This window comes from Streptomyces sp. NPDC054866 (assembly GCF_053610745.1).
Genome location: NZ_JBSGZA010000002.1, coordinates 431,698 through 456,748 on the forward strand (window position 1 = coordinate 431,698; position 25,051 = coordinate 456,748).

24 protein-coding genes are annotated in these 25,051 nt (G+C 71.0%); 7 read left to right on the forward strand and 17 right to left on the reverse strand.

Going from position 1 to position 25,051, the window contains the following annotated elements; all coding sequences use genetic code 11:
- Nucleotides 1-18 precede the first annotated feature (18 nt).
- Complete coding sequence (locus tag ACWGI2_RS10670) at nt 19-1,881, forward strand: anthranilate synthase family protein (RefSeq protein ID WP_453694928.1); 1,863 nt, start codon at nt 19-21, stop codon at nt 1,879-1,881.
- On the opposite strand, the gene ACWGI2_RS10675 is transcribed toward ACWGI2_RS10670, so the two are convergent.
- The 5 genes from ACWGI2_RS10675 to ACWGI2_RS10695 form a co-directional block, all read right to left on the reverse strand.
- On the reverse strand, nt 1,878-2,882 hold the full coding sequence (locus tag ACWGI2_RS10675; protein ID WP_453395087.1) for a 2-hydroxyacid dehydrogenase: 1,005 nt from the start codon (nt 2,880-2,882) through the stop codon (nt 1,878-1,880). The two genes, ACWGI2_RS10670 and ACWGI2_RS10675, sit on opposite strands and share 4 nt — an antisense overlap.
- 134 nt (nt 2,883-3,016) lie before the next feature.
- Nucleotides 3,017-4,054 (reverse strand): 6-phosphofructokinase, encoded by a 1,038-nt coding sequence (locus tag ACWGI2_RS10680; RefSeq protein WP_453694929.1) that lies wholly within the window; start codon nt 4,052-4,054, stop codon nt 3,017-3,019.
- A 159-nt stretch (nt 4,055-4,213) separates the two neighbouring features.
- Entirely contained in the window at nt 4,214-4,912 is a 699-nt protein-coding gene (locus ACWGI2_RS10685; protein WP_453395089.1) for a response regulator, read from the reverse strand.
- Nucleotides 4,909-6,129: a MacS family sensor histidine kinase gene (gene macS / locus ACWGI2_RS10690; RefSeq protein ID WP_453694930.1), complete on the reverse strand. Its 1,221-nt coding sequence runs from the start codon at nt 6,127-6,129 to the stop codon at nt 4,909-4,911. Before macS ends, ACWGI2_RS10685 begins: the two co-directional genes overlap by 4 nt.
- Before the next feature lie 66 nt (nt 6,130-6,195).
- The gene (locus ACWGI2_RS10695) at nt 6,196-6,942 is read right to left on the reverse strand and encodes a lysophospholipid acyltransferase family protein (RefSeq protein ID WP_453395874.1); all 747 of its coding nucleotides are present in this window, start codon (nt 6,940-6,942) and stop codon (nt 6,196-6,198) included.
- Nucleotides 6,943-7,098: 156 nt separating this feature from the next.
- On the opposite strand from ACWGI2_RS10695, the gene ACWGI2_RS10700 reads away from it, so the two are divergent.
- Together ACWGI2_RS10700 and ACWGI2_RS10705 are read left to right on the forward strand one after the other, a co-directional pair.
- Complete coding sequence (locus ACWGI2_RS10700; RefSeq protein WP_453694931.1) at nt 7,099-7,878, forward strand: alpha/beta hydrolase; 780 nt, start codon at nt 7,099-7,101, stop codon at nt 7,876-7,878.
- A complete protein-coding gene (locus ACWGI2_RS10705) occupies nt 7,871-8,512 on the forward strand; it encodes a hypothetical protein (protein ID WP_453694932.1) in 642 nt (213 codons plus the stop codon). Before ACWGI2_RS10700 ends, ACWGI2_RS10705 begins: the two co-directional genes overlap by 8 nt.
- Before the next feature lie 21 nt (nt 8,513-8,533).
- On the opposite strand, the gene ACWGI2_RS10710 is transcribed toward ACWGI2_RS10705, so the two are convergent.
- The 6 genes from ACWGI2_RS10710 to ACWGI2_RS10735 all read right to left on the reverse strand — a co-directional run bounded on the left by ACWGI2_RS10710 (nt 8,534) and on the right by ACWGI2_RS10735 (nt 13,430).
- A complete protein-coding gene (locus tag ACWGI2_RS10710) occupies nt 8,534-9,289 on the reverse strand; it encodes an endonuclease/exonuclease/phosphatase family protein (protein ID WP_453694933.1) in 756 nt (251 codons plus the stop codon).
- Between the two features lie 99 nt (nt 9,290-9,388).
- On the reverse strand, nt 9,389-10,330 hold the full coding sequence (locus ACWGI2_RS10715) for an ROK family glucokinase (protein ID WP_160504577.1): 942 nt from the start codon (nt 10,328-10,330) through the stop codon (nt 9,389-9,391).
- Nucleotides 10,331-10,384: 54 nt separating this feature from the next.
- Complete coding sequence (locus tag ACWGI2_RS10720; RefSeq protein WP_453395094.1) at nt 10,385-10,855, reverse strand: DUF5304 domain-containing protein; 471 nt, start codon at nt 10,853-10,855, stop codon at nt 10,385-10,387.
- 81 nt (nt 10,856-10,936) lie between these two features.
- Nucleotides 10,937-12,067, reverse strand: coding sequence for an ArsA family ATPase (locus ACWGI2_RS10725; RefSeq protein WP_453395095.1), 1,131 nt, complete (start codon nt 12,065-12,067; stop codon nt 10,937-10,939).
- 79 nt (nt 12,068-12,146) lie between these two features.
- The gene (locus tag ACWGI2_RS10730; protein ID WP_453694934.1) at nt 12,147-12,590 is read right to left on the reverse strand and encodes an SRPBCC family protein; all 444 of its coding nucleotides are present in this window, start codon (nt 12,588-12,590) and stop codon (nt 12,147-12,149) included.
- A gap of 90 nt (nt 12,591-12,680) precedes the next feature.
- Nucleotides 12,681-13,430, reverse strand: coding sequence for a metallophosphoesterase family protein (locus ACWGI2_RS10735; RefSeq protein WP_453695712.1), 750 nt, complete (start codon nt 13,428-13,430; stop codon nt 12,681-12,683).
- Between the two features lie 330 nt (nt 13,431-13,760).
- Here ACWGI2_RS10735 and ACWGI2_RS10740 point away from each other — a divergent pair, with 330 nt between their 5' ends.
- Nucleotides 13,761-15,557 (forward strand): AMP-dependent synthetase/ligase, encoded by a 1,797-nt coding sequence (locus tag ACWGI2_RS10740; protein ID WP_453694935.1) that lies wholly within the window; start codon nt 13,761-13,763, stop codon nt 15,555-15,557.
- Between the two features lie 363 nt (nt 15,558-15,920).
- Here ACWGI2_RS10740 and ACWGI2_RS10745 read toward each other — a convergent pair whose 3' ends face one another.
- Nucleotides 15,921-17,063 (reverse strand): glycosyltransferase family 4 protein, encoded by a 1,143-nt coding sequence (locus tag ACWGI2_RS10745; RefSeq protein WP_453694936.1) that lies wholly within the window; start codon nt 17,061-17,063, stop codon nt 15,921-15,923.
- Between the two features lie 86 nt (nt 17,064-17,149).
- Between ACWGI2_RS10745 and ACWGI2_RS10750 the strand changes: the two genes are divergently transcribed.
- On the forward strand, nt 17,150-18,418 hold the full coding sequence (locus ACWGI2_RS10750; RefSeq protein WP_453694937.1) for a glycosyltransferase 87 family protein: 1,269 nt from the start codon (nt 17,150-17,152) through the stop codon (nt 18,416-18,418).
- On the opposite strand, the gene ACWGI2_RS10755 is transcribed toward ACWGI2_RS10750, so the two are convergent.
- The 5 genes from ACWGI2_RS10755 to ACWGI2_RS10775 form a co-directional block, all read right to left on the reverse strand.
- Nucleotides 18,375-19,571 carry a hypothetical protein gene (locus ACWGI2_RS10755; RefSeq protein ID WP_453694938.1) on the reverse strand — a complete coding sequence of 399 codons (1,197 nt, stop codon included), beginning with the start codon at nt 19,569-19,571 and terminating at the stop codon, nt 18,375-18,377. The genes ACWGI2_RS10750 and ACWGI2_RS10755 overlap by 44 nt on opposite strands.
- 38 nt (nt 19,572-19,609) lie before the next feature.
- Nucleotides 19,610-20,635, reverse strand: a complete 1,026-nt coding sequence (locus ACWGI2_RS10760) for an NlpC/P60 family protein (protein WP_453694939.1) — start codon at nt 20,633-20,635, stop codon at nt 19,610-19,612.
- A gap of 231 nt (nt 20,636-20,866) precedes the next feature.
- Nucleotides 20,867-21,898 (reverse strand): NlpC/P60 family protein, encoded by a 1,032-nt coding sequence (locus tag ACWGI2_RS10765; RefSeq protein ID WP_160504586.1) that lies wholly within the window; start codon nt 21,896-21,898, stop codon nt 20,867-20,869.
- 293 nt (nt 21,899-22,191) lie between these two features.
- On the reverse strand, nt 22,192-23,541 hold the full coding sequence (locus ACWGI2_RS10770) for an NYN domain-containing protein (RefSeq protein WP_453395103.1): 1,350 nt from the start codon (nt 23,539-23,541) through the stop codon (nt 22,192-22,194).
- Nucleotides 23,542-23,575: 34 nt separating this feature from the next.
- Nucleotides 23,576-23,815 (reverse strand): hypothetical protein, encoded by a 240-nt coding sequence (locus ACWGI2_RS10775; protein WP_160504588.1) that lies wholly within the window; start codon nt 23,813-23,815, stop codon nt 23,576-23,578.
- A 138-nt stretch (nt 23,816-23,953) separates the two neighbouring features.
- Between ACWGI2_RS10775 and ACWGI2_RS10780 the strand changes: the two genes are divergently transcribed.
- Together ACWGI2_RS10780 and ACWGI2_RS10785 are read left to right on the forward strand one after the other, a co-directional pair.
- Nucleotides 23,954-24,691 (forward strand): rhomboid family intramembrane serine protease, encoded by a 738-nt coding sequence (locus tag ACWGI2_RS10780; RefSeq protein ID WP_453694940.1) that lies wholly within the window; start codon nt 23,954-23,956, stop codon nt 24,689-24,691.
- Nucleotides 24,688-24,969 carry an Lrp/AsnC ligand binding domain-containing protein gene (locus tag ACWGI2_RS10785; RefSeq protein ID WP_160504590.1) on the forward strand — a complete coding sequence of 94 codons (282 nt, stop codon included), beginning with the start codon at nt 24,688-24,690 and terminating at the stop codon, nt 24,967-24,969. Before ACWGI2_RS10780 ends, ACWGI2_RS10785 begins: the two co-directional genes overlap by 4 nt.
- The last annotated feature ends 82 nt before the right edge of the window (nt 24,970-25,051 follow it).

The window sequence follows — 25,051 nt, forward strand, 5'->3', positions numbered from 1 at the left end:
GAGAAGGAACAAGACCCGATGGACATCCCGAACCAGCTCGCGGGACTGCTGACGGACGACCGTCCGTTCGCCGTGCTCCGCCGCCGCACGCCCGGCCACGACCAGGACACGGTCGAGGTCCTGATCGGCGCTGTCGGCACGTACGACCGGCTCGCCGACATCCCCGACCAGGGCCTCGCCCTGATTCCCTTCCGGCAGATCAGGGAGCGCGGATTCGACGTGCGCGACGACGGCACGCCGCTCGCGGTCCTGACCCCCGACGAGACGTACGAACTCCCGTTCGCCGAAGCCCTGTCGGCGCTGCCCACCCATGACGTGCGCGTCGAGGGCGGGGCCTTCGACGTCGACGACGCGGCCTACGGGGAGATCGTCGGGCGGGTGTTGCGCGAGGAGATCGGGCGCGGCGAGGGCGCGAACTTCGTCATCCGGCGTACGTACGAGGGCGAGATCCCCGGCTTCTCCAGGGCGGACGCCCTGGCCCTCTTCCGCAGGCTGCTCGTGGGCGAGCGCGGCGCCTACTGGACGTACGTCGTGCACACCGGGGAGCGGACGCTCGTCGGGGCGAGCCCCGAGGTGCATGTGCGGATGTCCGGCGGGACGGTCGTCATGAACCCGATCAGCGGGACCTACCGCTACCCGGCCGAAGGGCCCACGGCGGACGATCTGCTCGGCTTCCTCGCCGACGGCAAGGAGACCGAGGAGCTGTCGATGGTCGTCGACGAGGAGCTCAAGATGATGTGCACCGTCGGCGACATGGGCGGTGTCGTCGTCGGGCCGAGGCTCAAGGAGATGGCCCATCTCGCGCACACCGAGTACGAGTTGCGGGGCAAGTCCTCGCTCGACGTGCGGGAGGTCCTGAAGGAGACGATGTTCGCGGCGACCGTCACCGGCTCGCCCGTACAGAACGCCTGCCGCGTCATCGAGCGCCACGAAGCGGGCGGGCGCGGCTACTACGCGGGTGCCCTCGCCCTCATCGGCCGCGACGCGGGCGGCGCGCAGACCCTGGACTCCCCCATCCTGATCCGCACCGCCGACATCTCCGCGGACGGAAAGCTGCGCGTCCCGGTGGGCGCGACGCTGGTGCGCGGCTCGGACCCGGCGGGCGAGGTGGCCGAGACGCACGCGAAGGCGGCGGGCGTCCTCGCCGCCCTCGGGGTGCGTCCCGGCAGGCCCCGCGACGAGCACGTACGCCCTGCTCTGGCCGACGATCCGCGGGTGCGGGCAGCCCTGGACAGCCGACGGGCCGGGCTCGCGCCGTTCTGGCTGCGGATGCAGGAACAGACGGCTGAGCTGACCGGGCACGCCCTGGTGATCGACGGCGAGGACACGTTCACGGCGATGCTGGCGCATCTGCTGCGCTCATCGGGCCTCACCGTCTCCGTACGCCGCTACGACGAGCCGGGCCTGCGGGAAGCGGCGCTCGCCCACGAGGGCCCACTGGTCCTGGGCCCCGGCCCCGGCGACCCGTCGGACCCCAGCGACCCGAAGATGACCTTCCTGCGCTCACTGGCCGCCGAGGTGATCCGCGATCACCGCCACGGCGTCCTCGGTGTCTGCCTCGGACATGAGCTCCTGGCCGCCGAGCTCGGCCTGGAGATCGTCCGCAAGGAGGTCCCGTACCAGGGCGCCCAGACGCGGATCGACCTGTTCGGGCGGCCGGAGACGGTCGGTTTCTACAACAGCTTCGTGGCCCACTGCGACGAGGAGACGGCACTGGAACTGGCCGCGCACGGCATCGAGGTCAGCAGGGACACGGCCACGGGAGAGGTGCACGCGCTGCGGGGGCCCGGCTTCGTGGGGGTCCAGTTCCACCCGGAGTCGGTGCTCTCGCTGCGCGGCACGGCGATCGTGCGGGAACTGCTGTCCGGGGTGCTCGTCTAAGCCGTGGGGGCCGCCGGGACCAGCACGTTCTCGCTGCGGCGGCCCTCCCTGTAGTCCAGGACGTTCTGCACCGTGGTGTCGATGATCTGGCCGACCGCGTCCACGGTGTAGTACGCCTGATGCGAGGTGACCACGACGTTCGGGAACGTCACCAGTCGGGCCAGGGTGTCGTCCTCGATGGCTTCCAGTGACTTGTCGAGGAAGAAGAGCCCGGCCTCCGCCTCGTACACGTCGAGCCCGACGCCCGCGAAGCGCCCCATCCGCAGCTCCGAGACCAGGGCGTCGGTGTCGATCAGGCCGCCCCGGCTGGAGTTCACCAGGATCGCGTCGTCCTTCATCATCCGCAGCGCGTCGGCGCCGATGATGTGCTGCGTCGCGGGGAGCAGCGGGACGTGCAGGCTGATCAGGTCGGCCTCCGTGAAGAGCTCGTCCTTCGCGACGTACTTCATGCCGAGCTCGACGCACGCGGGGTTCTCCGCGACGTCCCAGCCGAGCAGCTTCATCCCGAAGCCGTGCGCGATCCGGGTGAACGCCTCGCCGATCTTCCCGGTGCCGAGCACACCGACCGTGCGGCCCCGCAGGTCCCGGCCCATCAGACCGTCGAGCCTGAAGTCGAAGTCGCGGGTGCGGTTGCTGGCGCGGACGATGCGGCGGTTGACGGCCATCGCCAGGGTCCAGGCGAACTCCGCTACGGAGTACGGCGAGTAGTACGAGACGCGGGCGATGGTGAAGCCGAGGCGCTCGGCGACCAGGAGGTCGATGTTGTTGAACCCGGTGGAACGCTGGGCGATCATCTGCGTCCCGCCGGCCGCGAGGGTCTGCAGGACGCGGTTGCCGAGATCGGCGTTGACGCTGGTGGAGACGATCTCGTAGCCGGCGGCGATGGGGGCGGTGTCCTCGGTGAGGAAGACGTCCAGACAGCGGACGTCGTGGTGCGCCTCGAAGGCCTTCTCGATCAGCGGCTTCTCATCGGCCTGCACGCCGAAGGCGAGGATCTCCATGGGGCCGAGTGTATGTACCGCCCAGAGGGACGGCACCCCGAAACCGGCGTGGGCCGGGGGCCGTCCAGGTGTTGTTCTCCTGCGGGTCGCCGGGGGCTGGTCGCGCAGTTCCCCGCGCCCCTTCGGGGCGCTCCTCAGCCGAAGAACACGCCGACTTCGGCGTACAGCTTCGGGTCCACCGTCTTCAAGCGCGCCGTCGCCTCCGCGATCGGAACCCGCACGATGTCCGTCCCCTGCAACGCGACCATCTTCCCGAAGTCGCCGTCCCGCACGGCCTCGATCGCGTGCAGCCCGAAGCGCGTGGCCAGCCAGCGGTCGAAGGCGCTGGGCGTCCCGCCGCGCTGGACGTGCCCGAGGACGGTGGTCCTTGCCTCCTTGCCGGTCCGCCCCTCGATCTCCTTGGCCAGCCACTCCCCCACGCCCGAGAGCCGCACATGCCCGAAGGAGTCCTGCGTCCCGTCCTTGAGGACCATCTCGCCGTCCTTGGGCATGGCCCCTTCAGCGACGACGACGATCGGCGCGTACGACGCCTTGAACCGCGAGGTCACCCAGGCGCACACCTGCTCCACGTCGAAGCGCTGCTCGGGGATGAGGATGACGTTCGCGCCCCCGGCGAGCCCGGAGTGCAGCGCGATCCAGCCCGCGTGCCGCCCCATGACCTCGACCACCAGGACCCGCATGTGCGACTCGGCGGTCGTGTGCAGCCGGTCGATCGCCTCGGTGGCGATGCCCACCGCGGTGTCGAAGCCGAAGGTGTAGTCCGTGGCGGAGAGGTCGTTGTCGATGGTCTTGGGTACGCCGACGACATTGATGCCGTACTCGTCGGTGAGCCGCGCGGCTACGCCGAGGGTGTCCTCGCCGCCGATGGCGATGAGGGACTCGACCTCGTACTTGGCGAGGTTCTCCTTGATCCGGCGGATGCCGTTCTCCGCCTTGAGCGGGTTGGTGCGCGAGGAGCCGAGGATGGTGCCGCCGCGCGGCAGGATGCCCCGCACGGCCGGGATGTCGAGCGGGACGGTGTCGCCCTCCAGGGGGCCGCGCCAGCCGTCCCGGAAGCCGACGAAGTCATAGCCGTACTCCTGCACGCCCTTGCGGACGACGCCTCGGATGACGGCGTTGAGCCCGGGGCAGTCGCCGCCTCCGGTCAGTACTCCGATTTTCTTGGCCGCCATGGAAACGTCCCTTCGCCTCAGTGACCTGTATGCGAGTCACGCTAATGGTGATACAGGTCACTCAGGGTCGGTCCGGATGGTCAATTCCTGGCCGTTACAGGGGAGTTGATCACGCGAGTTCACCCTTATGAGGGGTCGGCCGAGGGGCTGCCCGAGGGTTCACGCGTCGTCGAGACCCCGCTCGATCGCGTACCGCACGAGCTCCACGCGGTTGTGCAGCTGGAGCTTGCCCAGGGTGTTCTGCACGTGGTTCTGCACGGTGCGGTGCGAGATGACCAGGCGCTCGGCGATCTGCTTGTAGCTCAGGCCCTTGGCGACCAGGCGCAGCACCTCGGTCTCGCGGTCGGTCAGCTGCGGTGCCTTCGGCTCGTCCGGGGCGCCGGGCGCCGGATCGGACGCCAGACGGCGGTACTCGCCGAGGACGAGGCCCGCGAGGCCCGGCGTGAAGACCGTGTCGCCGACGGCCGTGCGGCGCACCGCGTCGGTCAGCTCGGCGGTGGATGCCGACTTCAGGAGATAGCCGGTGGCGCCGGACTTGACCGCCTCCAGGACGTCCGCGTGCTCGCCGCTCGCCGAGAGGACCAGGACGCGCAGGGCGGGGTTGGCGCTGACAAGTTCCTTGCAGACCTGGACGCCCGGCTTCAGGGGGAGGTTCAGGTCGAGTACGAGGACGTCGGGTGCGGCGGCCTGTGCGCGGCGCACGGCCTGGTCGCCGTCGCCCGCCGTGGCGACCACGTCGAACCCTGCCTCGGCGAGGTCGCGGGCGACCGCGTCCCGCCACATCGGGTGGTCGTCGACGACCATGACCTTGACCGGGTCCTCGCCGCCGTCGGCATCCCGCAGTCGGTGCTCGTTCATCGTTCCTTTCCTGCCTTCCCCCGTGGGACTCTCAGTTCTACTTCCGTGCCCTGGCCCGGTACCGAGATCAGCTCGGCCGTGCCGCCGATGTCCCGCAGCCGGCCCCTGATCGACAGGGCGACACCGAGCCGCCCCTCGCCCTCGGCCTCGGCGAGACGGCCCTCGGGGATGCCGGGGCCGTCGTCCCGCACCGTCACGATCACGGCGTCCGGCTCGTCCTCGACCAGGATCCAGGCCGCGGCGTCCGGGCCCGCGTGCCGGTGGACGTTGTCCAGGGCGGCGCCGACCGCGGCGGCCAGTTCCCGGGCGGCCTTCGGCTCGAGGGTGACCGGAGCGCCCGGCTCCGAGAGGGTCACCCGGGCGCCCGCGTACGGGAAGAGCAGGGACCTCAGGTCACAGCTGTCTCCGTCGTCGGCGTCGCCGTCCGGCTCATCCACCGCGCGGACGACGGCCCCCATCGAGGCGTCCTCCGACTCGTGCGACGTCCGGACCAGGCCGCCCGCCACCAGCGTGCGCAGCGCGACCTCCTGCTCGCCCGCCATCCTGCCGAGCTCCGCCGCCTCGCCGCCGATCGCGCTGCCGCGCCGCTGCACCATCGCGAGGACCTGGAGCACGCTGTCGTGGATGTCACGGGCCAGGCGCTCCCGCTCGCGGGTCGCGGCCTCGATCTCCAGGGCGCGGGCGAGGGTGCGCTCGGAGGCGCGGGCCACCTCGACGACGTATCCGATCGCGATGGAGGCGATGCACACGAGCAGGACGTTGTGGAGCGTGTCCTGGGTGGGCCTGCCGCGCTGCGCGATGTTGGCGGCGCCGACGAGCGCCGACGCGAACGCCGCCCACCGCCAGCCTCCCTTGATCGCGAAGGCGAGCACCGCGCCCGCCGTCCATATCGACGGCAGCGTCGGGCCGTCGTGGACGATCCGCTGGTGCGAGTCGGCGACCGGCGTGAGCAGGATGCCGACCAGCGCGATGGTCAGGTCGGCGATCAGGAACCGCTTGGTGCAGCTGGCCGCGTTCGCGACCTTCGGCAGCGTGCCGATGGTCCATCCCGCGAGCACCACGTAGTACCCGATGGCCACCCAGGGGCGGTCGAACTTCTGGTGCGCCGCCACGAAGAGGCCGATCGCGTACAGCATCGTCAGTACGCGGTAGCCGGTCAGGGCACGCCACAGCGGCTGCTCCACCGACATCCTCATGACGCGGACGCGCTTGGTCATGTCCCCCACCCCCTCGGGTCGCCCGGCCGTTCCCCCCGCACCCGGCTCCCCTTCACAGCGACGCGATTACGCGCCGGACCGTTCCTTCTCGGCCGCCGCGGCCGCTTTCTCCGCCTTCTTCTCCGCTTCCTTCTCGGCCTTCGCCGCGTCCGAGAGGCGGCGCTTGGCCGCCGTCGCGTACTCGTCGACGTACTCCTGGCCGGACAACTTCATGATCTCGTACATGACCTCGTCGGTCACCGCCCGCAGGACGAACCGGTCGTGCTCCATGCCGTGGTACCGGGTGAAGTCGAGCGGCTTGCCGATCTTGATGCCGGGCCGCATCAGCTTCGGCACCACCTTGCCCGGCGGCTGGATCTTCTCCGTGTCGATCATCGCCACGGGGAGCACGGGCGCCCCGGTGGCGAGGGCCACGCGCGCGAGGCCGCCGGGCTTGCCACGGTAGAGCCTCCCGTCGGGCGAACGCGTGCCTTCCGGGTAGATGCCGAAGAGCTCGCCGCGCTCCAGGACCTCGATGCCGCTCTTGATGGCCGCCTCGCCCGCGCCGCGGCCGCCGGAGCGGTCCACGGGCAGCTGGCCCACGCCCTTGAAGAAGGCGGCCGTCAGCTTGCCCTTCACGCCCGGGGACGTGAAGTACTCCGCCTTCGCGATGAAGGTGACCTTGCGGTCGAGGACCGCGGGCAGGAAGAAGGAGTCCGAGAAGGAGAGATGGTTGCTCGCCAGGATGGCCGGTCCATCGGCGGGTACGTTCTCAAGGCCTTCCACCCAGGGCCTGAAGCCGAGCTTCAGCGGCCCTCCGATGGCGACCTTCATTGCGCCGTAGATCAAACCGTGTGCCTCCTGTTATGTGTGGATCAGACCTTAACCCGCAGTAAGCCCAAAGGGCCCGACGGCCCTGGTCGGTGTCAGTCCGGTCGCGTACGGTGAAGTACTCCCACCCCGCAGCCACATCTCACGAAGGAGACCGAAGTGCCGGTCCTCCCCGGAGCCGAGCCGTACCGCCACGAGGGCGGCGAGGTCGGCGTCCTCCTCTGTCACGGCTTCACCGGATCCCCGCAGTCCCTGCGCCCCTGGGCGGAGTACCTCGCGGGGCAGGGTCTGACCGTCTCGCTCCCGCTCCTTCCCGGGCACGGCACGCGCTGGGAGGACCTCCAGGTCACCGGCTGGCAGGACTGGTACGCGGAGGTGGAGCGCGAGCTGCGCGGGCTCCTGGAGCGGTGCACGGATGTCTTCGTCTTCGGCCTCTCCATGGGCGGCGCGCTTGCCCTGCGGCTCGCCTCGAAGCACGGCGACGAGGTCCGTGGCCTCGTCCTGGTGAACCCGGCGAACAAGGTGCACGGCCTGGCCGCGTACGCCCTGCCGGTCGCCCGGCATCTGGTGCCCACGACGCCGGGCATCTCCAGCGACATCGCCCTGGAGGGCTCGAAGGAACTCGCGTACGACCGGGTGCCGCTGCACGCCGCCCACTCGTTGCGCCGGTTCTTCCAGCGGCTCGACCGTGAACTGCCGCAGGTGACACAGCCGTTGCTGCTGCTGCACAGCCCTCAGGACCATGTGGTGCCGCCGGCCGACTCGGCCAGGATCCTCAGCCGGGTGTCGTCCTCGGACGTCACCGAGACCATCCTGGAACAGAGCTACCACGTCGCGACGTTGGACCACGATGCGGACCGGATCTTCGAGGAGAGCTACGCGTTCATCGGCCGGCTCGCCCCCAGTGTCGGTAAGGAAGGGACGGCCACCGGTGGCTGAGCAGGACCGAATCGAACCCGACGGCGACGAGAGCCGCGAGCCCGAGAAGCGCGAGGAGCCCTCCGAGGGCCAGGGCCTGCCGCTCGACGAGGACGCGGCCTGGCAGGCGATCGTCGCGGGGTACGGCCAGGAGCCGGCGGACCCGCCGGGCGCCAAGCCGTTCAAGTCCATCGAGGACCTGGCCCTGCTCGAACCGGAGACGAACGAGAAGCCCGGCTCGGGCGACACGAGCGTCAAGAACCCCACGGCCCCGGAGAACCCGGACGACTCCGGGTCCAAGAAGCCGCTCGGCGGCTCCGTCTCCTTCGCCCCCGGCGTGGGCGGCGGCCCGCGTGACTACGCCGCCCCCGAGGCGTCGGACGACGACCTGGGCGCGGACGACGAGGGCCACTTCGTCCCGCCGGAGCCGCCGCCGCTGCCCGCCGCGGACGTCACGGCGAAGTTCGCCTGGCTCGCCGTGCTCGGCGGCCCGCTGCTGCTCCTGCTCGCGGTGCTGCTCGGCTGGCAGATGACGTGGTGGCTGACGACGCTCAGCATCGGCGGCTTCCTCGGCGGCTTCGGCACGCTGGTGGCGCGGATGAAGGGCGACGACGACGAGGAGGACGACGACCCGGGCCGCGGCGCGGTGGTCTGAGGGGCCGGTGGTCTGAGGGGGCTACGCGCCCCGGGCGGCCGGAACCCTGAGGGCGGCGAGCACCGGCAGGTGGTCGGTGGCCGCCCGCAGATCCGCCTCGCTCACCCCGTCGAGCTCCAACGGCACGCCGCAGCCGAGCACTTCGACCCCCGACGTGGCGAAGACGGCGTCGATGCGCTGATGCGGATCCCCCGGCGTCGAGGTGTTCTCGCCGCCCCAGGGCGCGGTCGCCCAGCAGTCCCGCAGCTCCGAGGCGATCCTGCGGAACGTACGACCCTTGGGCCTTTCGTTCAGGTCACCGCCCGCGACAGCGTGCTCCACGCCCATCCCGGCGAGCCGGTCGAGCAGCATCCCGCCCTGCTCGTACCGCTCGTCGGTCTGCAGGCTCAGATGGCAGCTCAGGACGCCGAGCCGGGCGCCACCGAACCGTACGACAGCGGTGGCGAAGCCGCGCCGGTGCAGTCCCGGCGTGAGCGGAAGCAGCACGTCCTCGGTCCGTTCGACGGTGGCCCGCAGCGAGCAGAGCAGCGCGGGCCCGGACGCGGTGGCGCCGCCCGAGAGCATCACCAGATCGGCGGCGCGGGCGAGCCGCGCCAGCTTCTTGCGCCACCGGAAGAACCGCGGCGCTTCCTGGACGAGTACGAGGTCGGGCGCGCAGGCGGCGATGACCCGCGCCAGCGCGTCGGTGTCGTCCCGCATGGACCGGATGTTGTAACTGAGCACCCGGACCACGGCTGAACCGTCGTCTTCGGTCCGGGAGTTGGGCAGCGTCACCATGGGGATCAAGATACGCGCTGCGGGGTGCCGTCACGGCGAAACCCGCCGCCCCCGAAAGGGGACAGCGGGCCTCGTACGAAACGCGAGATCAGCGGTGGCTCAGCCCTGCCGAGCAAGGTCAGCCGCGCCCACAAGCCCCGCCTTGTTGCCCAGCTGCGCTGCAAGCACCTGCGCGTGCGGACGCCACTGCCCGCCGATGAGCCACCGGCGGAACGACTTGCGGATCGGGTCGAGCACCAGCTCGCCCTCGTCGGAGAGGCCGCCGCCCACGATGAACGCGGAGGGGTCGAAGAGCGAGGCCAGGTCGGCCAGGCCCGCGCCGACCCAGCGGGCCAGCTCGCGGTAGGAGTCGACGGCGACGGGGTCACCCTGCCGGGCCGCCTCGCTGATGTGCTTGCCCTCGATGCCCTCGACCGTGCCGTCGCCCAGGCCGAGGAGCAGCTCCGCGGCCTCCGGCGTCGCGTTGGCCCGCTGGCGTCCGTACCGCACGAGGGCGCGCCCCGACGCGTACTGCTCCCAGCAGCCCTGGCTCCCGCAGCCGCACAGGAGACCGTCCGGCACGACCCGGATGTGCCCGAACTCGGCGGCCACGCCGAAGCGTCCGCGCCGCAGCTTGTTGCCGATGATGATGCCGCCGCCGAGGCCCGTGCCCAGCGTGATGACGATGACGTCCTCGTGGCCCGCGCCCGCGCCGAAGCGGTACTCGCCCCAGGCCGCGGCGTTCGCGTCGTTCTCCACGACGACCGGAAGGCCGACCCGCTGCTCGACCTTGTCCTTGAGCGGCTCGTGGCGCCAGTCGATGTTCGGTGCGAAGAGAACGGTGGCGCGCTTGTCGTCCACGTAACCGGCGGCGCCGATGCCGACGGCCTCCACGTCGTTCCCCTTGCCGGCCCCGGACACGGCGGCACAGATCGCGTCCACGATGCCTTCGGCGGTCGGCGGCGTGGGCACCTTGTGGGTGTCGAGAATGGTGCCCTCTTCGTCGACCACTCCGGCCGCGATCTTCGTGCCGCCGATATCGACGCCGATGGTGAGTCCCATGTGTCCCTCAGTTTCGGTCGAGCCCCGCTATGGGCAACCGTACCCGAGGGGTAGTCAGTCCAGGTCGATGTGTTCCGCGGGACCGGGGCCCTCATCCCGCGGGTCGGGGCCCTTCGCCGCGTCGCTCCCGCGGGTCCAGCGGCCCTCCTGGCCCTCGACCGCGGAGCGGTACGCGGCGAGCAGTTCACCCCCGGCGGCTGCGAGGTGGTCGAAGACGTCGGGGTTGCGCTCGATGACCGGTTCGACGGCGGCCTTCGCCTGCTGGACGACCTGCCGGACGGTCTGCTCGACGGCGCCCTGGGCGACCGCGCCGAGCAACGGCGTCTGGAGTCCGGACAGCTTCTCCGACACGGCGTCGACGAGCTTGCGCAGCTCCTCGCCGGCCGATCCGGGCGGCGGCCCGTACTGGGCACGGCGCCGGGCCTTCTCCGCCGCGAGATCCTCGGCGCACGCCTTCTCCCACGCGTCGGCGTCGGCGCTGGCCGCTTCGGGTTCGGGCGCTTCGCGCTCGGTGGCATCGCTCATGACGGACAGACTCCCGCGGAGGACGGTCAGGACGGTCTATGGATTCGTACTCTCGACGTTACCCGAACGGCGGTAGCCCGTTCACCGTGTCCGCGGCCACAGATCGGGGTCGGGCGCGAACCGCACCCTCAGCTCGCCCTCGCGCAGTCCGGCCCCCGCGACGGTGCAGCGGCGCAGGGCGGACGGCAGGGTCACCATGCGCCGGAAGGGGCCCGCGGTGACGACGAGTTCGTCCCCGCGCCGGATCAGACCGAGCTCCTCGCGTACGGCGCCGGGGAGCGGGATGTGCCAGATCAGTACGCCGTCGTCGGCGAGGGCGTCGACGACGGGCCACCGCACGGCTTCCGGAGCCGCGGCGGGAGCGGGCACGCCGAGGGCGGTCAGGTCGTCGGCACCGCGGGCGTCGCGGCCCAGGTGCGGGAGCGGGAGAAGGCCGTCGCCGTACGTCTCCTCCCACTCGGCCAGCGTCTTGCGCTGCTGGGCGATGAGCTCGGCGAGCCAGGTGTCGGGGGTGTCGTCGGGCAGGACGCGGTTGGCGTGCACGGCGTCGGTGCGCAGGCCCTGGAGCGCGAGGCCGGTGGCGGCGGCGCGCACGGCGTCGGCGCCCGCGGGTCCTGGCTCGGCGACCAGGCGGACCGTCGTGCCCGGGTCCTCGATCACGGCCTGCGCGGCGGCGAGTTCGGTGTCCCAGCGGTCCGCGGTCTCGTACAGCCAGGAGGCGGGCATCGGGACGCCCGCGATGCGGCCGAGCATGGGCCGCAGGGCGCGGGCGGCCTGCCGCTCTGGGGGCAGCAGCCTGCGGAGGTAGCGGCGCAGCTGCTCGGGGAGCGCGAGGACCGCGAGGGCGCGGGGCGCCGGGGGCAGGTCCACCACCACGGTGTCGTACGCGGCCTGCCCGGCGTCGCGCAGGGCGCGCAGCAGGGCCAGTTCGTCGCTGCCGGGCAGGGGCGTGAGCTCCTCGCCTTCGAGGCGTCCGGCGCCGAGCAGGTCCAGCGCGGAGGAGGCACGGTTCTGCAGGGCCAGGAGATCGTCCCGGAACTCTTCGCCGGGGGTGAGGCGCCGGACGGTGAGGCCTTGCTCTGTGCCGGTGTCGACTCGGTCGGCGGTGATCAGGAGGGTCCTGCTGCCCTCACGGGCGGCGGACAGCGCGGTGGCCGCGGCGACAGTGGTTCGGCCGGAGCCGCCGGGGCCGGTGATGAGGAGGGTGCGCATAAGGGTGAACGTTACGTGAGTCGAGACCGCCGCTTCGCGGCGGAATTTCCCCGCCCACCTACCCGATCACCCCGCGGTGTCAGGCCTGAGGACCCGACTCCACCCGCTTCTTCAGGCCCGCCAACGCCCGGTCGATAATGACCTTCTCCGCCTTGCGCTTGATCATCCCGAGCATGGGGATCTTGACGTCGACGGTCAGCTTGTACGTGACCTCCGTGCCGGTCCCCGCGGGCCGCAGCAGGTACGAACCGTCCAGCGACCGCAGCATCTGCGACTTGACGAGGGTCCAGCTGACCTCGTTCTCGCCGGTCCACGTGTACCCGAGCGTCTGGTCGTCCTTGATCGCGCCCGCGTCCATGACGAGGCGGACCTGCTTGGCGCGGCCCTGGTCGTCGGTGTCGAGCACCTCCGCCTCCTTCACCTCACCCGTCCAGTCCGGGTAGCGCGCGAAGTCGGCGATCACCCCCATCACCTCGGCCGGTGCCGCCTCGATCGTGATGCTCGAGCTGGTGTGTTCCGCCATCGCTGTGGCTCCTCCAGATGCGGTCCGGTACGGGGGGTGGTGTGTACGTGTGTGACGCGTGAAGGCTACCGCGCACGAAGTGGCCCACTGTCACCACTCCAGGGCCCACGGCCTGCCCGAGCTCGCGAAGTGCCCCACGTTCACACACTCCGTCGCCCCGATCCTCATCCGCCGGGTCAGGGGCTGGTGGACGTGGCCGAAAAGTGCGTATCGCGGGCGGGTCTTGTGAATGGCCGCGAGCAGGGCACGGCTGCCGCGTTCGAAGCGGCGCGCGACGGTGTCGTAGACGAGCTCGGGCACGTCCGGCGGGATGTGCGTGCAGAGCACGTCTACCTCGCCGACGGCCTCGATCTTGGCCGCGTACTCCTCGTCGCTGATCTCGTAGGGCGTCCGCATGGGCGTGCGCAGGCCGCCGCCGACGAACCCGAAGACGCGGCCGCCGATCTCGGCCCGCGCGCCGTCGAGGACGGTGGTGCCCGGGCCCGCGTACTCGGACCAGAGGGTCGGCATGTCGACATTGCCGTAGGTGGCGTACGTCGGTGTGGGGAAGGCGGCGAACATCTCGGCGTACTGCTTGCGGACCGCGCTCTCGATGGCGGGCCCGCGGTCTATGCCCGCCCACAGCCGCGCGCCCAGCTCCCTGGCCTCGTCGAATCGGCGGGCGGTGCGCAGCTCGACGAGGCGGTCGGCGTTCTCCTCGCCGAAGAGGTCGGGGAAGATGCCGCGCGAGTGGTCGGCGTAGTCGAGGAAGAGAACCAGGTCACCGAGACAGATGAGCGCGTCGGCTCCCTCGCCCGCGCGGGCGAGATCCTTCGTGTTGCCGTGCACGTCACTGACCACATTGACCCGGAAACCTGGCATGCCGATCACCCTAGAACGAGCGGGCAAACGTGGGTAGAGGCACTGAGAAGGGGGCGGACCTGCGGTTACTTCCGAGTCGGGAATGGCGTGGCGTACTGTGCGGTTCAGACCACAACGACGTGTGACGCACCGAACATCTGGCCCGGACCCCCTACCGAACAAGCCATACCCATGGGTAACGTCCGGGCAGTCCAGTAGTGCTCCAGCCCCCTTTCCCCCCAGTTTCCACGGAGCACCTGCCCGATCTTGGACCGCACCGTCGCATCGCACAACGTCGTGGCGCCGGCGCCCTATGTAGGAGCAGCAGTCTTGCGCGAGTTCAGCCTTCCGGCCCTGTACGAGGTCCCTGCGGACGGCAATCTGACCGACATCGTCCGCAGAAATGCCGCGCAGCACCCGGATGTCGCCGTCATCGGCCGCAAGGTGAACGGCACCTGGCAGGACGTCAACGCCAAGACTTTCCTCGCCGAGGTGCGCGCCGCGGCCAAGGGGCTCATCGCCTCCGGGGTGAGCCCCGGCGACCGCGTCGCCCTGATGTCCCGCACCCGCTACGAGTGGACGCTCCTCGACTTCGCGATCTGGAGCGCGGGCGCGGTCACCGTGCCGGTGTACGAGACGAGTTCGGCCGAGCAGATCCAGTGGATCCTGGGCGACTCCGGCGCCGTGGGCATCATCGTCGAGCTGGACACGCACAGCGCGGCCGTCGACTCCGTACGCGACCGGCTCCCCGATCTGGTCAACGTCTGGCAGATCGACCGCGGCGGCGTCGACGAGCTGAACCGCGCGGGCGCCGACGTCTCCGAGGAGACCGTCGACGAGCGCGGCGCGGTCGCGGGCGCCGACGACCCGGCCACCATCGTCTACACCTCGGGCACGACGGGCCGCCCCAAGGGCTGTGTGCTCACCCACCGCAGCTTCTTCGCGGAGTGCGGCAACGTGGTGGAGCGCCTCAAACCGCTCTTCCGCACCGGTGAGTGCTCCGTACTCCTCTTCCTCCCCGTGGCGCACGTCTTCGGCCGCCTGGTCGAGGTCGCCGCGCTGATGGCGCCGATCAAGCTGGGCCACGCGCCCGACGTCAAGAACCTCACGGACGAGCTGGCTTCGTTCCGGCCGACCATGATCCTGGGCGTCCCGCGCGTCTTCGAGAAGGTCTACAACTCGGCGCGCGCCAAGGCGCAGGCCGACGGCAAGGGCAAGATCTTCGACAAGGCCGCGGACACGGCGATCGCGTACAGCCGCGCGCTGGACACCCCGAGCGGCCCTTCGCTCGGCCTGAAGATCAAGTACAAGACGTTCGACAAGCTGGTCTACAGCAAGCTGCGGGCCGTCCTCGGCGGGCGCGGCGAGTTCGCGATCTCGGGCGGCGCGCCGCTCGGCGAGCGCCTCGGCCACTTCTTCCGTGGCATCGGCTTCACCGTCCTTGAGGGCTACGGCCTCACGGAGTCGTGCGCCGCCACCGCCTTCAACCCCTGGGACCGCCAGAAGATCGGCACGGTCGGCCAGCCGCTGCCCGGCTCGGTCGTCCGGATCGCCGACGACGGCGAGGTGCTGCTGCACGGCGAGCACCTGTTCACGGAGTACTGGAACAACGAGGGCGCGACCGAAGAGGCGCTGGCCGACGGCTGGTTCCACACGGGTGACATCGGCACGCTCGACGAGGACGGCTACCTCCGGATCACCGGCCGCAAGAAGGAGATCATCGTGACGGCGGGCGGCAAGAACGTCGCTCCCGCGGTGATCGAGGACCGTATCCGCGCGCATGCGCTGGTCGCGGAGTGCATGGTCGTGGGCGACGGGCGGCCCTTCGTGGGGGCGCTGGTCACGGTGGACGACGAGTTCCTTGGCCGGTGGGCCTCGGACCACGGGAAGCCGGCCGGTTCCACGGCGGCGTCGCTTCGGGACGACCCGGATCTTCTTGCCGCGATCCAGACCGCGGTGGACGACGGCAACGCGGCGGTCTCCAAGGCGGAGTCGGTGCGTAAGTTCCGTGTCCTGTCCTCCCAGTTCACGGAGGAGTCGGGGCATTTGACTCCGTCGTTGAAGCTGAAGAGGAATGTTGTCGCGAAGGACTACGCGGACGAGATCGAGGCGATTTACCGCGGGTAGCGTTGGCGGGGCCCGCCCACTCGCCGTGGGGGGCTCTGTGCTCTCGCGACTGCCGGTCGCGTCTGGTTGCTCGCGCAGTTCCCCGCGCCCCTAAAGCCGGGGCTGCGACAAGCGCCCCGTAGGGGGCGCGGGGAACTGCGCGGCCAGCCCATGACGGCAGTCAGTCACGCAACAGCCCCCCAGCGGCACCGCCCCTTTAGGGGCGCGGGGAACTGCGCGCTCAGCCCACTACGACCGTCAGCCGCGCGACCAGCCCCCGTGGCAACCCCATCAGGCGCCCCTTCAGGGGCGCGGGGAACTGCGCGGCCAGCCCATGACGGCAGTCAGCCGCGCAACAAGCCCCCAGCAGCAACCCACTAGGCGCTACAACAACTCCCGCAGCCTCTCCGCCAGGAGATCCCAGCGCCACCGTTCCTCCACCCATTCCCGGCCCCGCTCCCCCATGCGCTGACGCAACTCCGCGTCACCGAGCAGGGTGACGATCCGGTCAGCGGCCGCCTCCGGGGAGCCGCCCCGGACGACCCAGCCGGTCTCACCGTCGAGCACCGCGTCCGGCGCCCCGCCCGAATCCCCGGCCACGACCGGGAGGCCCGTCGCCGAAGCCTCCAGGTAGACGATGCCGAGGCCCTCCACGTCGAGGCCGCCCCGCCGGGTCCTGCACGGCATCGCGAAGACGTCACCCGCGCCGTAATGCGCGGGAAGCTCCTCCCACGGCACCGCCCCCGTGAACCGCACGGAGTCCGAGACCCGGGTCTCGGCGGCCAGCTTCCGCAGCTCCTTCTCGTAGGGCCCGCCGCCCACCACGAGAAGCACGGCCTCCGGCTCCGCCGCCAGAATCCGGGGCATGGCAAGGATCAGCGTGTCCTGCCCCTTGCGCGGCACGAGCCGCGAGACGCACACCACGACAGGACGGTCCGTCAGGCCGAGGCGGGCCCGCACGGCGTCCCCGCCCGATCCGGGGTGGAAGGTCTTCTCGTCGACGCCCGGCGGCAGTTGGACCATCCGCCCGGCCGCCGCAGGCGACAGCGCCGCGGCGATGCGCGAGCGCGTGTACTCACCCAGATAGGTGACCGTGTCCGTCGAGTCGCCGATGCGGCGGAGCAGTTGGCGCGACGCGGGCAGCTGCGCCCACCCCGCCTCGTGCCCGTGCGTCGTGGCGACGAGCCGCCGCGCGCCCGCCTTCCGCAACGCGGGTGACATGAGCCCCAGCGGCGCCGCGGCCCCGAACCACACCGACTCGCAGCCGTGTTCCCGCAGGAGCGAGACCGCGCGCCGCGTGACGCGCGGGGTCGGGAGCAGCATCGTCGTGGGGTCGCGTACGACCTTGAAGGGCTGCTCCGCGTCGAAGGCGGCCGTGGCCTCGGCGCCCTCGCGTCCCCGCTTCCACGTGGAGGCGTAGACGACGAGCTGTTCGGGGTCCAGGCGCAGCGCCATGTTGTGCAGGAACGCCTGGATGCCACCGGGCCTGGGCGGGAAGTCGTTCGTGACGATCAGGGTCTTGTGCATCGTCGCCGACAGTACCGAAAGCCCGGCAGAGCGTGCCTCTCGGCCCATCCACGGCCGCGCCCGGCATCATGGCTCCACGAACCACAATGAAGTATCCGAAAAGGGGCGTGGTGCGCGTGGCGCGGATCCTGACCGTCTGGGTCCTGACCAGGACCGTGCTGCTGCTCTGCGTCTTCAAGGTGCTCACCGCCCCCGGCCCCGACGTGACCAGTGACGTCGCCGTCATCTACCAGGGCTGGTACGAGGTCCTGCGCACCGGCACCTTCCCCCTCGACGACGTCACCTGGCAATACCCGCCCGCCGCCGCCCTCGCGGTCCTCTCCCCCGCCCTGCTGCCCTTCGTGGACTACACGTCGGCGTTCTTCGTGCTCGCCCTCCTCTCCGACGCGCTCGTCTGCGGACTGCTCCTGTACGCGGGCCGGCGGCCCGGCAAGTCCCTCCGGGGGGCCTGGGTGTGGGTCGTGGGCGTGGCGCTGCTCGGGCCGACCGTGTACGCCCGTTACGACGTGATGGTGACGGCCGTGGCGGTCGCCGCGCTGCTCGCCGGGGCGCGCCACCCCCGCACGATGGGGGCGCTCGCGGGGTTCGGCGCGCTGCTCAAGGTGTGGCCCGCCCTGCTGCTCATCGGCATGCCACGCGCGCGTGCCACCCGGAGTTCCTGGGGCGCGGCGGTCGCCACCGCAGCCGGTCTGACCCTCGCCTTCCTGGTGACGATGCCCGGAGCGCTCGCCTTCCTGACCTTCCAGCGCGACCGCGGCACCGAGGTCGAGTCACTCGGCGCGCTCTTCTTCCACATCGCACGCCACCTCGGCTGGCAGGGCGATGTGCAGCTCAACTACGGCTCGGTGGAGTTCCTCGGCCCGTACGTCCCGCTGGTCAGCACCCTGGCGCAGGGGCTCTCCGTGGCGGCCTTCTGCTGGCTCCTGGTGTGGCGGCTTCGCGCGCGCGTCCGGTCGGCCAGCACGGTGGCGGACGCGGCCTTCGTCGCCGTACTGCTGTTCACGACGACGAGCCGGGTGATCAGCCCGCAGTACCTACTGTGGCTGGTAGGGGTCGCCGCCGTGTGCCTGGCGTTTCGCGCGAGCCGCATGGCGCTGCCCGCGCGCCTGGTGCTCGCGGCCACGTTCGTCACGTTCCTGGAGTTCCCCATCTGGTTCTCGCACGTGGTGGCGAGCGACCCGCTGGGCATCGCCCTGCTCTTCGTACGCAATGGTCTGCTCGTCGCGGCGGCGCTCCTCGCCTGCCGGAACCTGTGGCGGCAGACGGTGTCCGAACCCCGGGCACGTGAACGCGCGTCGGCGTCCGAAGAGGTCAGCCGAGCTCCGCGCGCAGATACGTACGCCACCGCGCCGTGAACTCCTGCACAGAGATGTCCAGGACGTCCCGCAGCGCGTCCTCCACCGCGCCCGGCCTCTTCTTGTGCTCGCCGACCGCTTCGTAGAAGCGCGTCAGGCTCTCCTCGCCCCACTGGTCCGCGATCATCCGGCAGGCCAGCCACGACCCTTCGTACGCCTGGGCCAGCTTCCCCGCGTCGCCGCTGAAGCCGAAGGCTTCGTCCTCGGGGAGCGCGCCGGGCAGTTGCTCCCGCTGGACCGCGCGGCGCAGTTCGGGGGCGGCCTGCGCGGCGGTGCGGCCCGTGCCGCGGTAGCCCACCCAGTCGGCGAAGCCTTCGGAGAGCCACAAGGGGGTCGCGGGTGAGGTGTGCGCGCGGGTCGCGACATGGGTCGTCTCGTGGGTGAGGACGACCTGCTTGCCGAAGTCGCCGAGCACGCCGTACGCCTCGGGGTTGACGATGATCCGGTCCGCGGGCGCGGCCCCGGAGCCGCCCGTCTCCCCCGTGGTCACCGCCGCGATCCCCTGGTAGCCGGAGGCGGGCGCCCCGAGAAGACCGGCCATGCCGTCCAGGGACTTGGGCACCATGACGACGACCCGCTGCGGCCACTTCCCCCGCCAGGCGTCCCGCACGAGGGGAACCGCACGGTCGGCGAGGTGCGCGTACTCGCGCAGCGTCGTCTCGTTCCGCTCGCCGCGCCCGATGCCGAGCACGAGGCTGTGAGCGCCCCGTACGGACGTGACAGGCCCCTGGTCCCAGAGTTGCTGCGTGGCCTTCTTCGCGGGCCGTTCAGCGGCGACGTACCACCGTCCGTCGCGCTCCTGAAGCGTGAGCGCGCGCGACGTGGTGAGCGGCTCGCTGTCGTAGCCCTTGATCCGGTAGCGGAGGTCGGCGGTCGCCGTGGCCCGCGTGCCGGTCCGCTCGAAGGTGGTAAGGCGGTACTGCCAGGACTGGAGCGGGACCTCGCGGAGGTTGTCGTAGGCCTCGGCGGCCCCGGCATCGCGGCCCGTCGCGCGGTACGCCTTCGCGTCCCGGTCGAGCAGCGCATCCGCGCGCCGGTCGAGCAGTCTGCGCACGTCGCCGGGCGCGGCATCGGGCGCCGAAGGGCCGCCGCACCCGACGAGCAGGGCGACACAGATTCCAAGGACCCACGACCCACGCCCGCGACCAGCCACGTTTCAGATCGTACGGGCAGCGGGCCGCGGGCCGCCGGTCAGATCCGCGTCACGGACGACACCGGCATCATGCCGACCGGGTCGTAGCGCACGGGGGCACCGGGGTAGGGCGCGTGCACGACCTGGCCGTTGCCCATGTACATCCCGATGTGGCTCGCGTCGTCGCGGTAGGCGACGAGGTCACCGGGCTGCGCCTGGGCCAGCGGCACCTGGCGCCCCGCGTACCGCTGGGCCTGCGAGGTGCGCGGCAGGCCGACGCCCGCCTGTGCGTACGACCACTGCGTGAGGCCCGAACAGTCGAAGCCGGACGGGCCGTTGGCGCCCCACACGTAGGGCTTGCCGATCGCCGACCGTGCCGCCGCGATGGCGGCGGCGGCCCGCGACGACGACGGCCCGGCGCTCCCGAGGTCCGGCATCCCGTCGCGTCCCGAGCGCGATGTCCTGTCGTACTCCTCCCGGTCCTGCGAGGAAAGCGAGTTGAGCAGCCGGCGCGCCTTGGCGAGCTTGTGCTCGACGCTCCGCTTGTGGCGGGCCACGGCGGTGCGGCTCTTCTCCAGCTCGGAGAGCTTGCGCCCCGCCTCGGTACGCTCCTGGGCGAGGCTGCGCTGGGCCTTCTGGAGGTCGGTCAGTTCACTCGCCTGCCGGGCGCTGATGCGGTCGAGCGCCGCCGCCTTGTCCAGGTAGCCGTCCGGGTCGGAGGAGAGCATCAGGGCGAGGGAGGGGTCGATGCCGCCCGAGCGGTACTGCGCCCCGGCGAGCGAACCGAGCGCGCCCCGCATCGTGTTGATGCGCTCCTGGCCGCGGGCGACGCTGTCCTTGGCCCGCTCGACCTGCTTGCGCAGCGTGTCCGCGCGCTCGTCGGCCTTGTTGTACGCCTCGGTGGCCTTCTCGGCCTGCTCGAAGAGGCGGTCCACCTTGGCCTTGGTGGTCGCCGGGGTGTCCTGCGGTGCGGCGCCCGCCGGTGTGGCGAAGGCGGCCGCGGCGGTTGCCGCGGCGGCTGACAGGACGGTTACGCGCGTGCTCCGGTCAAGGCCGGACGGCGCGAGACGACGATGGGACCCCACGGGAAGCCGCTCTCCCTTCGCTGACGGACCCCCGGGCAGAAGGACGAACCGGGGGAAAGTCCCCCCGATCCGTCGGGGGATGCGCGCGACAGTAGCCGTGGGATCACGTCACGGCCAAAGACCCGGCCGTGCACACAACGTGACGCCCCGCCGGAGACGCAGGTCACCGACGGGGCGCGGGGTCAGCTGGAGTTGCCGGAATTCGCCCGTTCGGACGGCATGCCGGTCGTTTCAGATGCGGACGCCGAACTGGAAGGAGCCGATCGTGGACATCGACTCGTAGCGCACGACGGCGCCCGGCTTCGGGGCGTGGAGCACCTGGCCGTTGCCCGCGTAGAAGCCGACGTGCGCGAGGCTGTTGAAGAACACCAGGTCGCCGGGCTTCAGCTCGCTGCGGCCGATCTTCGTGCCGTCGTTCTGCTGGGTGTACGTGGTCCGGGTGATCTGGACGCCGGCCTGGTTGTAACCCCACTGCGTGAGACCGGAGCAGTCGTAGGAGTTGGGGCCGCTGCCGCCGGAGACGTAGGGCTTGCCGAGCTGCGTGGCGGCGGCGCTCAGGGCGGCCTGGCCGCGCTGCGATGCCGGGGCCTCCTTGCCGAGGTCCACGCGGTCGCCGGCGTCGCGGCTCGCGCGGGTCTCCTTGGCGGCGAGCTCCTGCTTCTCCTTGGCGGTGAGGGTGTTGAGCAGCTTCTGGGCGGCGCCGAGCTTGCTCTGGACTTCCTTCTTCTTCTTGCCCAGTTCCTTGCGCGTGTCGGCGAGGTCCTTGAGCTTGTCGGAAGCCTCCTTGCGCTCCTGCGCGAGGGTCCGCTGCTTCTCCTGGACCTTCTTGAGCGCCTCGACCTGCTGACCGCTCAACTGGTCCATGGTGGACGCCTTGTCGAGGTAGTCGTCCGGGTCGGCCGAGAGGAAGAGCTGGACGGAGGGGTCGAGGCCGCCGGAGCGGTACTGCGCGCTGGCCATCGAACCGAGGCCGCCGCGCAGGTCGTTGAGGTCCTCCTGGCCGCGGGCGACCTTGTCCTGAAGCTCGCCTATCTCCTTCTCGAGCTTCTCCTGCTTCTCCTTGGCGCCGTTGTACCGGTCGGTGGCCCGGCCCGCGTCCTCGTAGAGCTTGTCGACCTTGGACTTGACCTCGTCCTTGCTCGGCTTCTCGCTCGGCGTCGCGTTGGCCGCCTGGGAGGTGAGTGCGACGGCAGCGGCGGCGGTCGCGGTGAGCACGGTCACGCGCGCGCGGCTCGGCTGCTTGGGTCGACGGTGGGACGCCACGAAGGCGGCTCCTTCTTCCTCCAGCCGCCTACCGAGATCCGGTCGGCGGGTACCACCGCTGTCACCCCGGATGGGTGATCAACCGAGCGGAGGTTCGAGGCGAGACCCTAGTGACCTTCTTGTGATCAGTTCAAATCCTGACCGGCAAAAAGTGGGGTGCGGGACGCATATTTTACCGATAACGCACAGGCGGTAATGATCAGTTGACACTGCGTCGCGCAGGCGGCGCCCCAATTCGGGCATAGGGAACAGGAGTTACTTGCACACCCTTAGTCCCGCGAAAGCGGCGTACGTCAGCCCCGCGAAAGCCGCTTCAGAAGCACGGCCGAAGCGACGGGCCGCGCGCCCGCCTTCGCGATCCCGTCGGCCACTTCGCGGTCGGTCGAGACGACGACCACGGGGCGCCCGGGAGGCTCGGCGCGCACCAGCTGGCGGATCAGTTCGTCCGCGGTGACGCCCGGCTTGGAGAACAGCACCCGCACCCCGCGCGGCGGCGCGAGCAGCACGGGCGCGGCGAGTTCGGCCCCGTCGAAGACGCAGGTCATCTCGGCGCCGGTCTGCGCGGCGAGCTGCGAGAGCGAGCCGAGAAGCCGCAGCCGCTGTTTCTCCAGGGGCATCGTCGGATAGCCGGTCTTGGTGACGTTGTAGCCGTCCACGACCATGTGCGCCTGCGGCAGCGCGAGCAGCTGGTCGAGGATCGCCGGGTCGTTCTCGGAGAGCGCGCGGGCCGCGATGTCCTTCGGGGTCATGCGCCCCGGCTCGACGGCGTCCACGGTCTCGGCGGGCCGCACGGAGACGGGCGGCAGGGCCAGTTCGCGGCGCAGCCCCTGGGCGGACTCAAGGACCGTGTCGAGCAGCAGCCGCACCCGCATGTCCTCGACGCTACGGCCCTCGCGCGCCGCCCTGCGGCTGGCCTCCAGGGCGGCCTCGGTCTCGCTGAGCCGCGCCTTGAGCCGCCGGGTCTCGCTCTCGGCGGCGGACAGCTGCGCCTGGCCCTCGGCCCGCGCGGCGTCGGACTCGGCCGCGGCCTTGCGCAGGGCCGCCTCGCCGCGCTTGACGTCGCTGAGGGCGCCGCGCAGCTTGCGATGCATCGATTCGGCTTCCTTCTTCGCCGACTCGAGCTCCGCGCGCAGCCGTTCGGTCTCGGCCTTCGTCTGGCCGCGGGCCGCCGAGAGTTCCCCGCGCAGCCGTTCGAGCTCGGCGCGGGTCTCGTCGTCCACGCGCTCGGCGTCGGCCCGCATGGCCTCCTCGCCGGCGGCGGTCACCAGCTTCACCCAGCCGGTGGGACGCAGCACATAGGCCGCGGCCGCCACATCGAGGGGGTCCGCGGCCGGGGGTGGTGAGCCCGCGTCCAGGGCGCCGGTGAGTTCGGGCTCCGCCTCTCTGAGACGTTCGCCGATGCGCTGCCGGAAGAGCGCGTCGCCCTCCAGGGCCGCCGCCATCGCGTTGCCCGCGAACTTCGTGCGCCGGTTCGGCGTGAAGCGGGCGTACTGCCGCAGCTGTGCGGGCAGTTCGCTGACCGTGAGGCCGCCGAAGCCGTCCGAGACGATCTGGACGACCCGTCGGCGCACTCCGTCGGGCAGCGGGCGGTCGAGCACCTCAGCGGCGCCGTCGCCCGGCTCCCCGCTTGCGCTCTCCACCATCCGTCACCCCACTAGCTGTGCGGGGCCCGCTCCCTCAGGAGCCGGCACCCGGCCTGTCCACGAGTTCCACCTGGTCCACCGCGTTGCACCAGCGGCAGCGCACCGACTCGATGGTCTCACTGACCACCTCGCGTTCCTCGACGTTCGACTCACCGGCCAGGTCGAGGTGCACGTATTCGACGACCTTCGAACTGCGGGTCACATCGAAACGTGTGAGGTTGCCGCAGAGCTGGCAGCGCCACCTGGTGGTGTCGGTCGGCAGAGGAACCGTCATCGAGGCTGTTCGCTTTCCTTCGGAATTCCATGGTGCGTGGTGCCCGTAACCCTAAGGCCTGTAAGGGTCTCCATGCGGCGGCCGTCCACGCGGCGGGGCGGTCTGTACGGTTTGCTGCCCTTACGTCATGCTCTGTTCATGATCGCGACGTGGGGTACGACGGCGGGCCGGATGCTCAGGGGACAGTCCGCCCCGGTGACGTACGGCCTGATCGCCGTCTGCTGTCTGGTCTTCGTGATCTCACCGGTGTCCGGGCTCAATCCCGTGCACGGCACCGGCGATGAGCTGCTCGCCGCCCAGCAGGCCTACTTCGAGCGCTGGGGCGTGGTCCCCACGGAACTGTTCAGCGGGGCGATGCGGCCCCTGCTCGCCCCGGCCACCGCGCTCTTCGTGCACGGCAGCTGGCTGCATCTCCTGGGCAACATGCTGTTCCTCTTCGTCTTCGGGGCGATGGCCGAGGAACGGATGGGGCACCTCCAGTTCGCGCTCTTCTATGTCGGCTGCGGCTATCTCGCCCTGTTCGCGTACGCGGTCGCGCACGCGGGCTCCGACCAGACCCTGGTGGGCGCGTCGGGGGCGATCTCCGCGGTGCTCGGGGCCTTTCTCCGTCTCTTCCCCAAGGCACGGGTCACCAGCCTCTTCCCGTTCCTCTTCTTCCTGCCGTTGCGGTTTCCGGCATGGGTGGTGCTGCCGTTCTGGGTGGTGCTGCAGTGGCTCGCGGCCTGGCAGGGCGTGGCGGGGCCCGGAGTGGCGTATCTGGCCCATCTGGTCGGGTTCTCCCTGGGCTTTCTGTACGCGTGGGGGCGCTACAGGGGGACAGCTAGAGTGAAGAAGCAGAAGCCAGCACCGGCTACCGAGGGAGACAGTCAGCCGTGATCACCGCGATCGTGCTCATCAAGACCAGCGTGGACCGGATCCCGGAGATCGCCGAGTCGATCGCCGCCCTCGACTGTGTCAGCGAGGTCTTCTCCGTGACCGGTACGTACGACCTGATCGCCATGGTGCGCGTCGCGCGCCACGACGACCTGGCCGACGTCATCCCCGGCAAGATCAGCAAGATCCCGGGCGTGGAGGCGACGGACACGCATGTCGCGTTCCGTACGTACTCGCAGCACGACCTCGAAGCGGCGTTCGCGATCGGCCTCGACTCCTGAGTCGCCCTTCCCAGGCGCCGGATGAGGGTTTCTTCATCCGCCGCTCATGCTGCTGACGCACCGCGCCCGGCACGCTCACCGT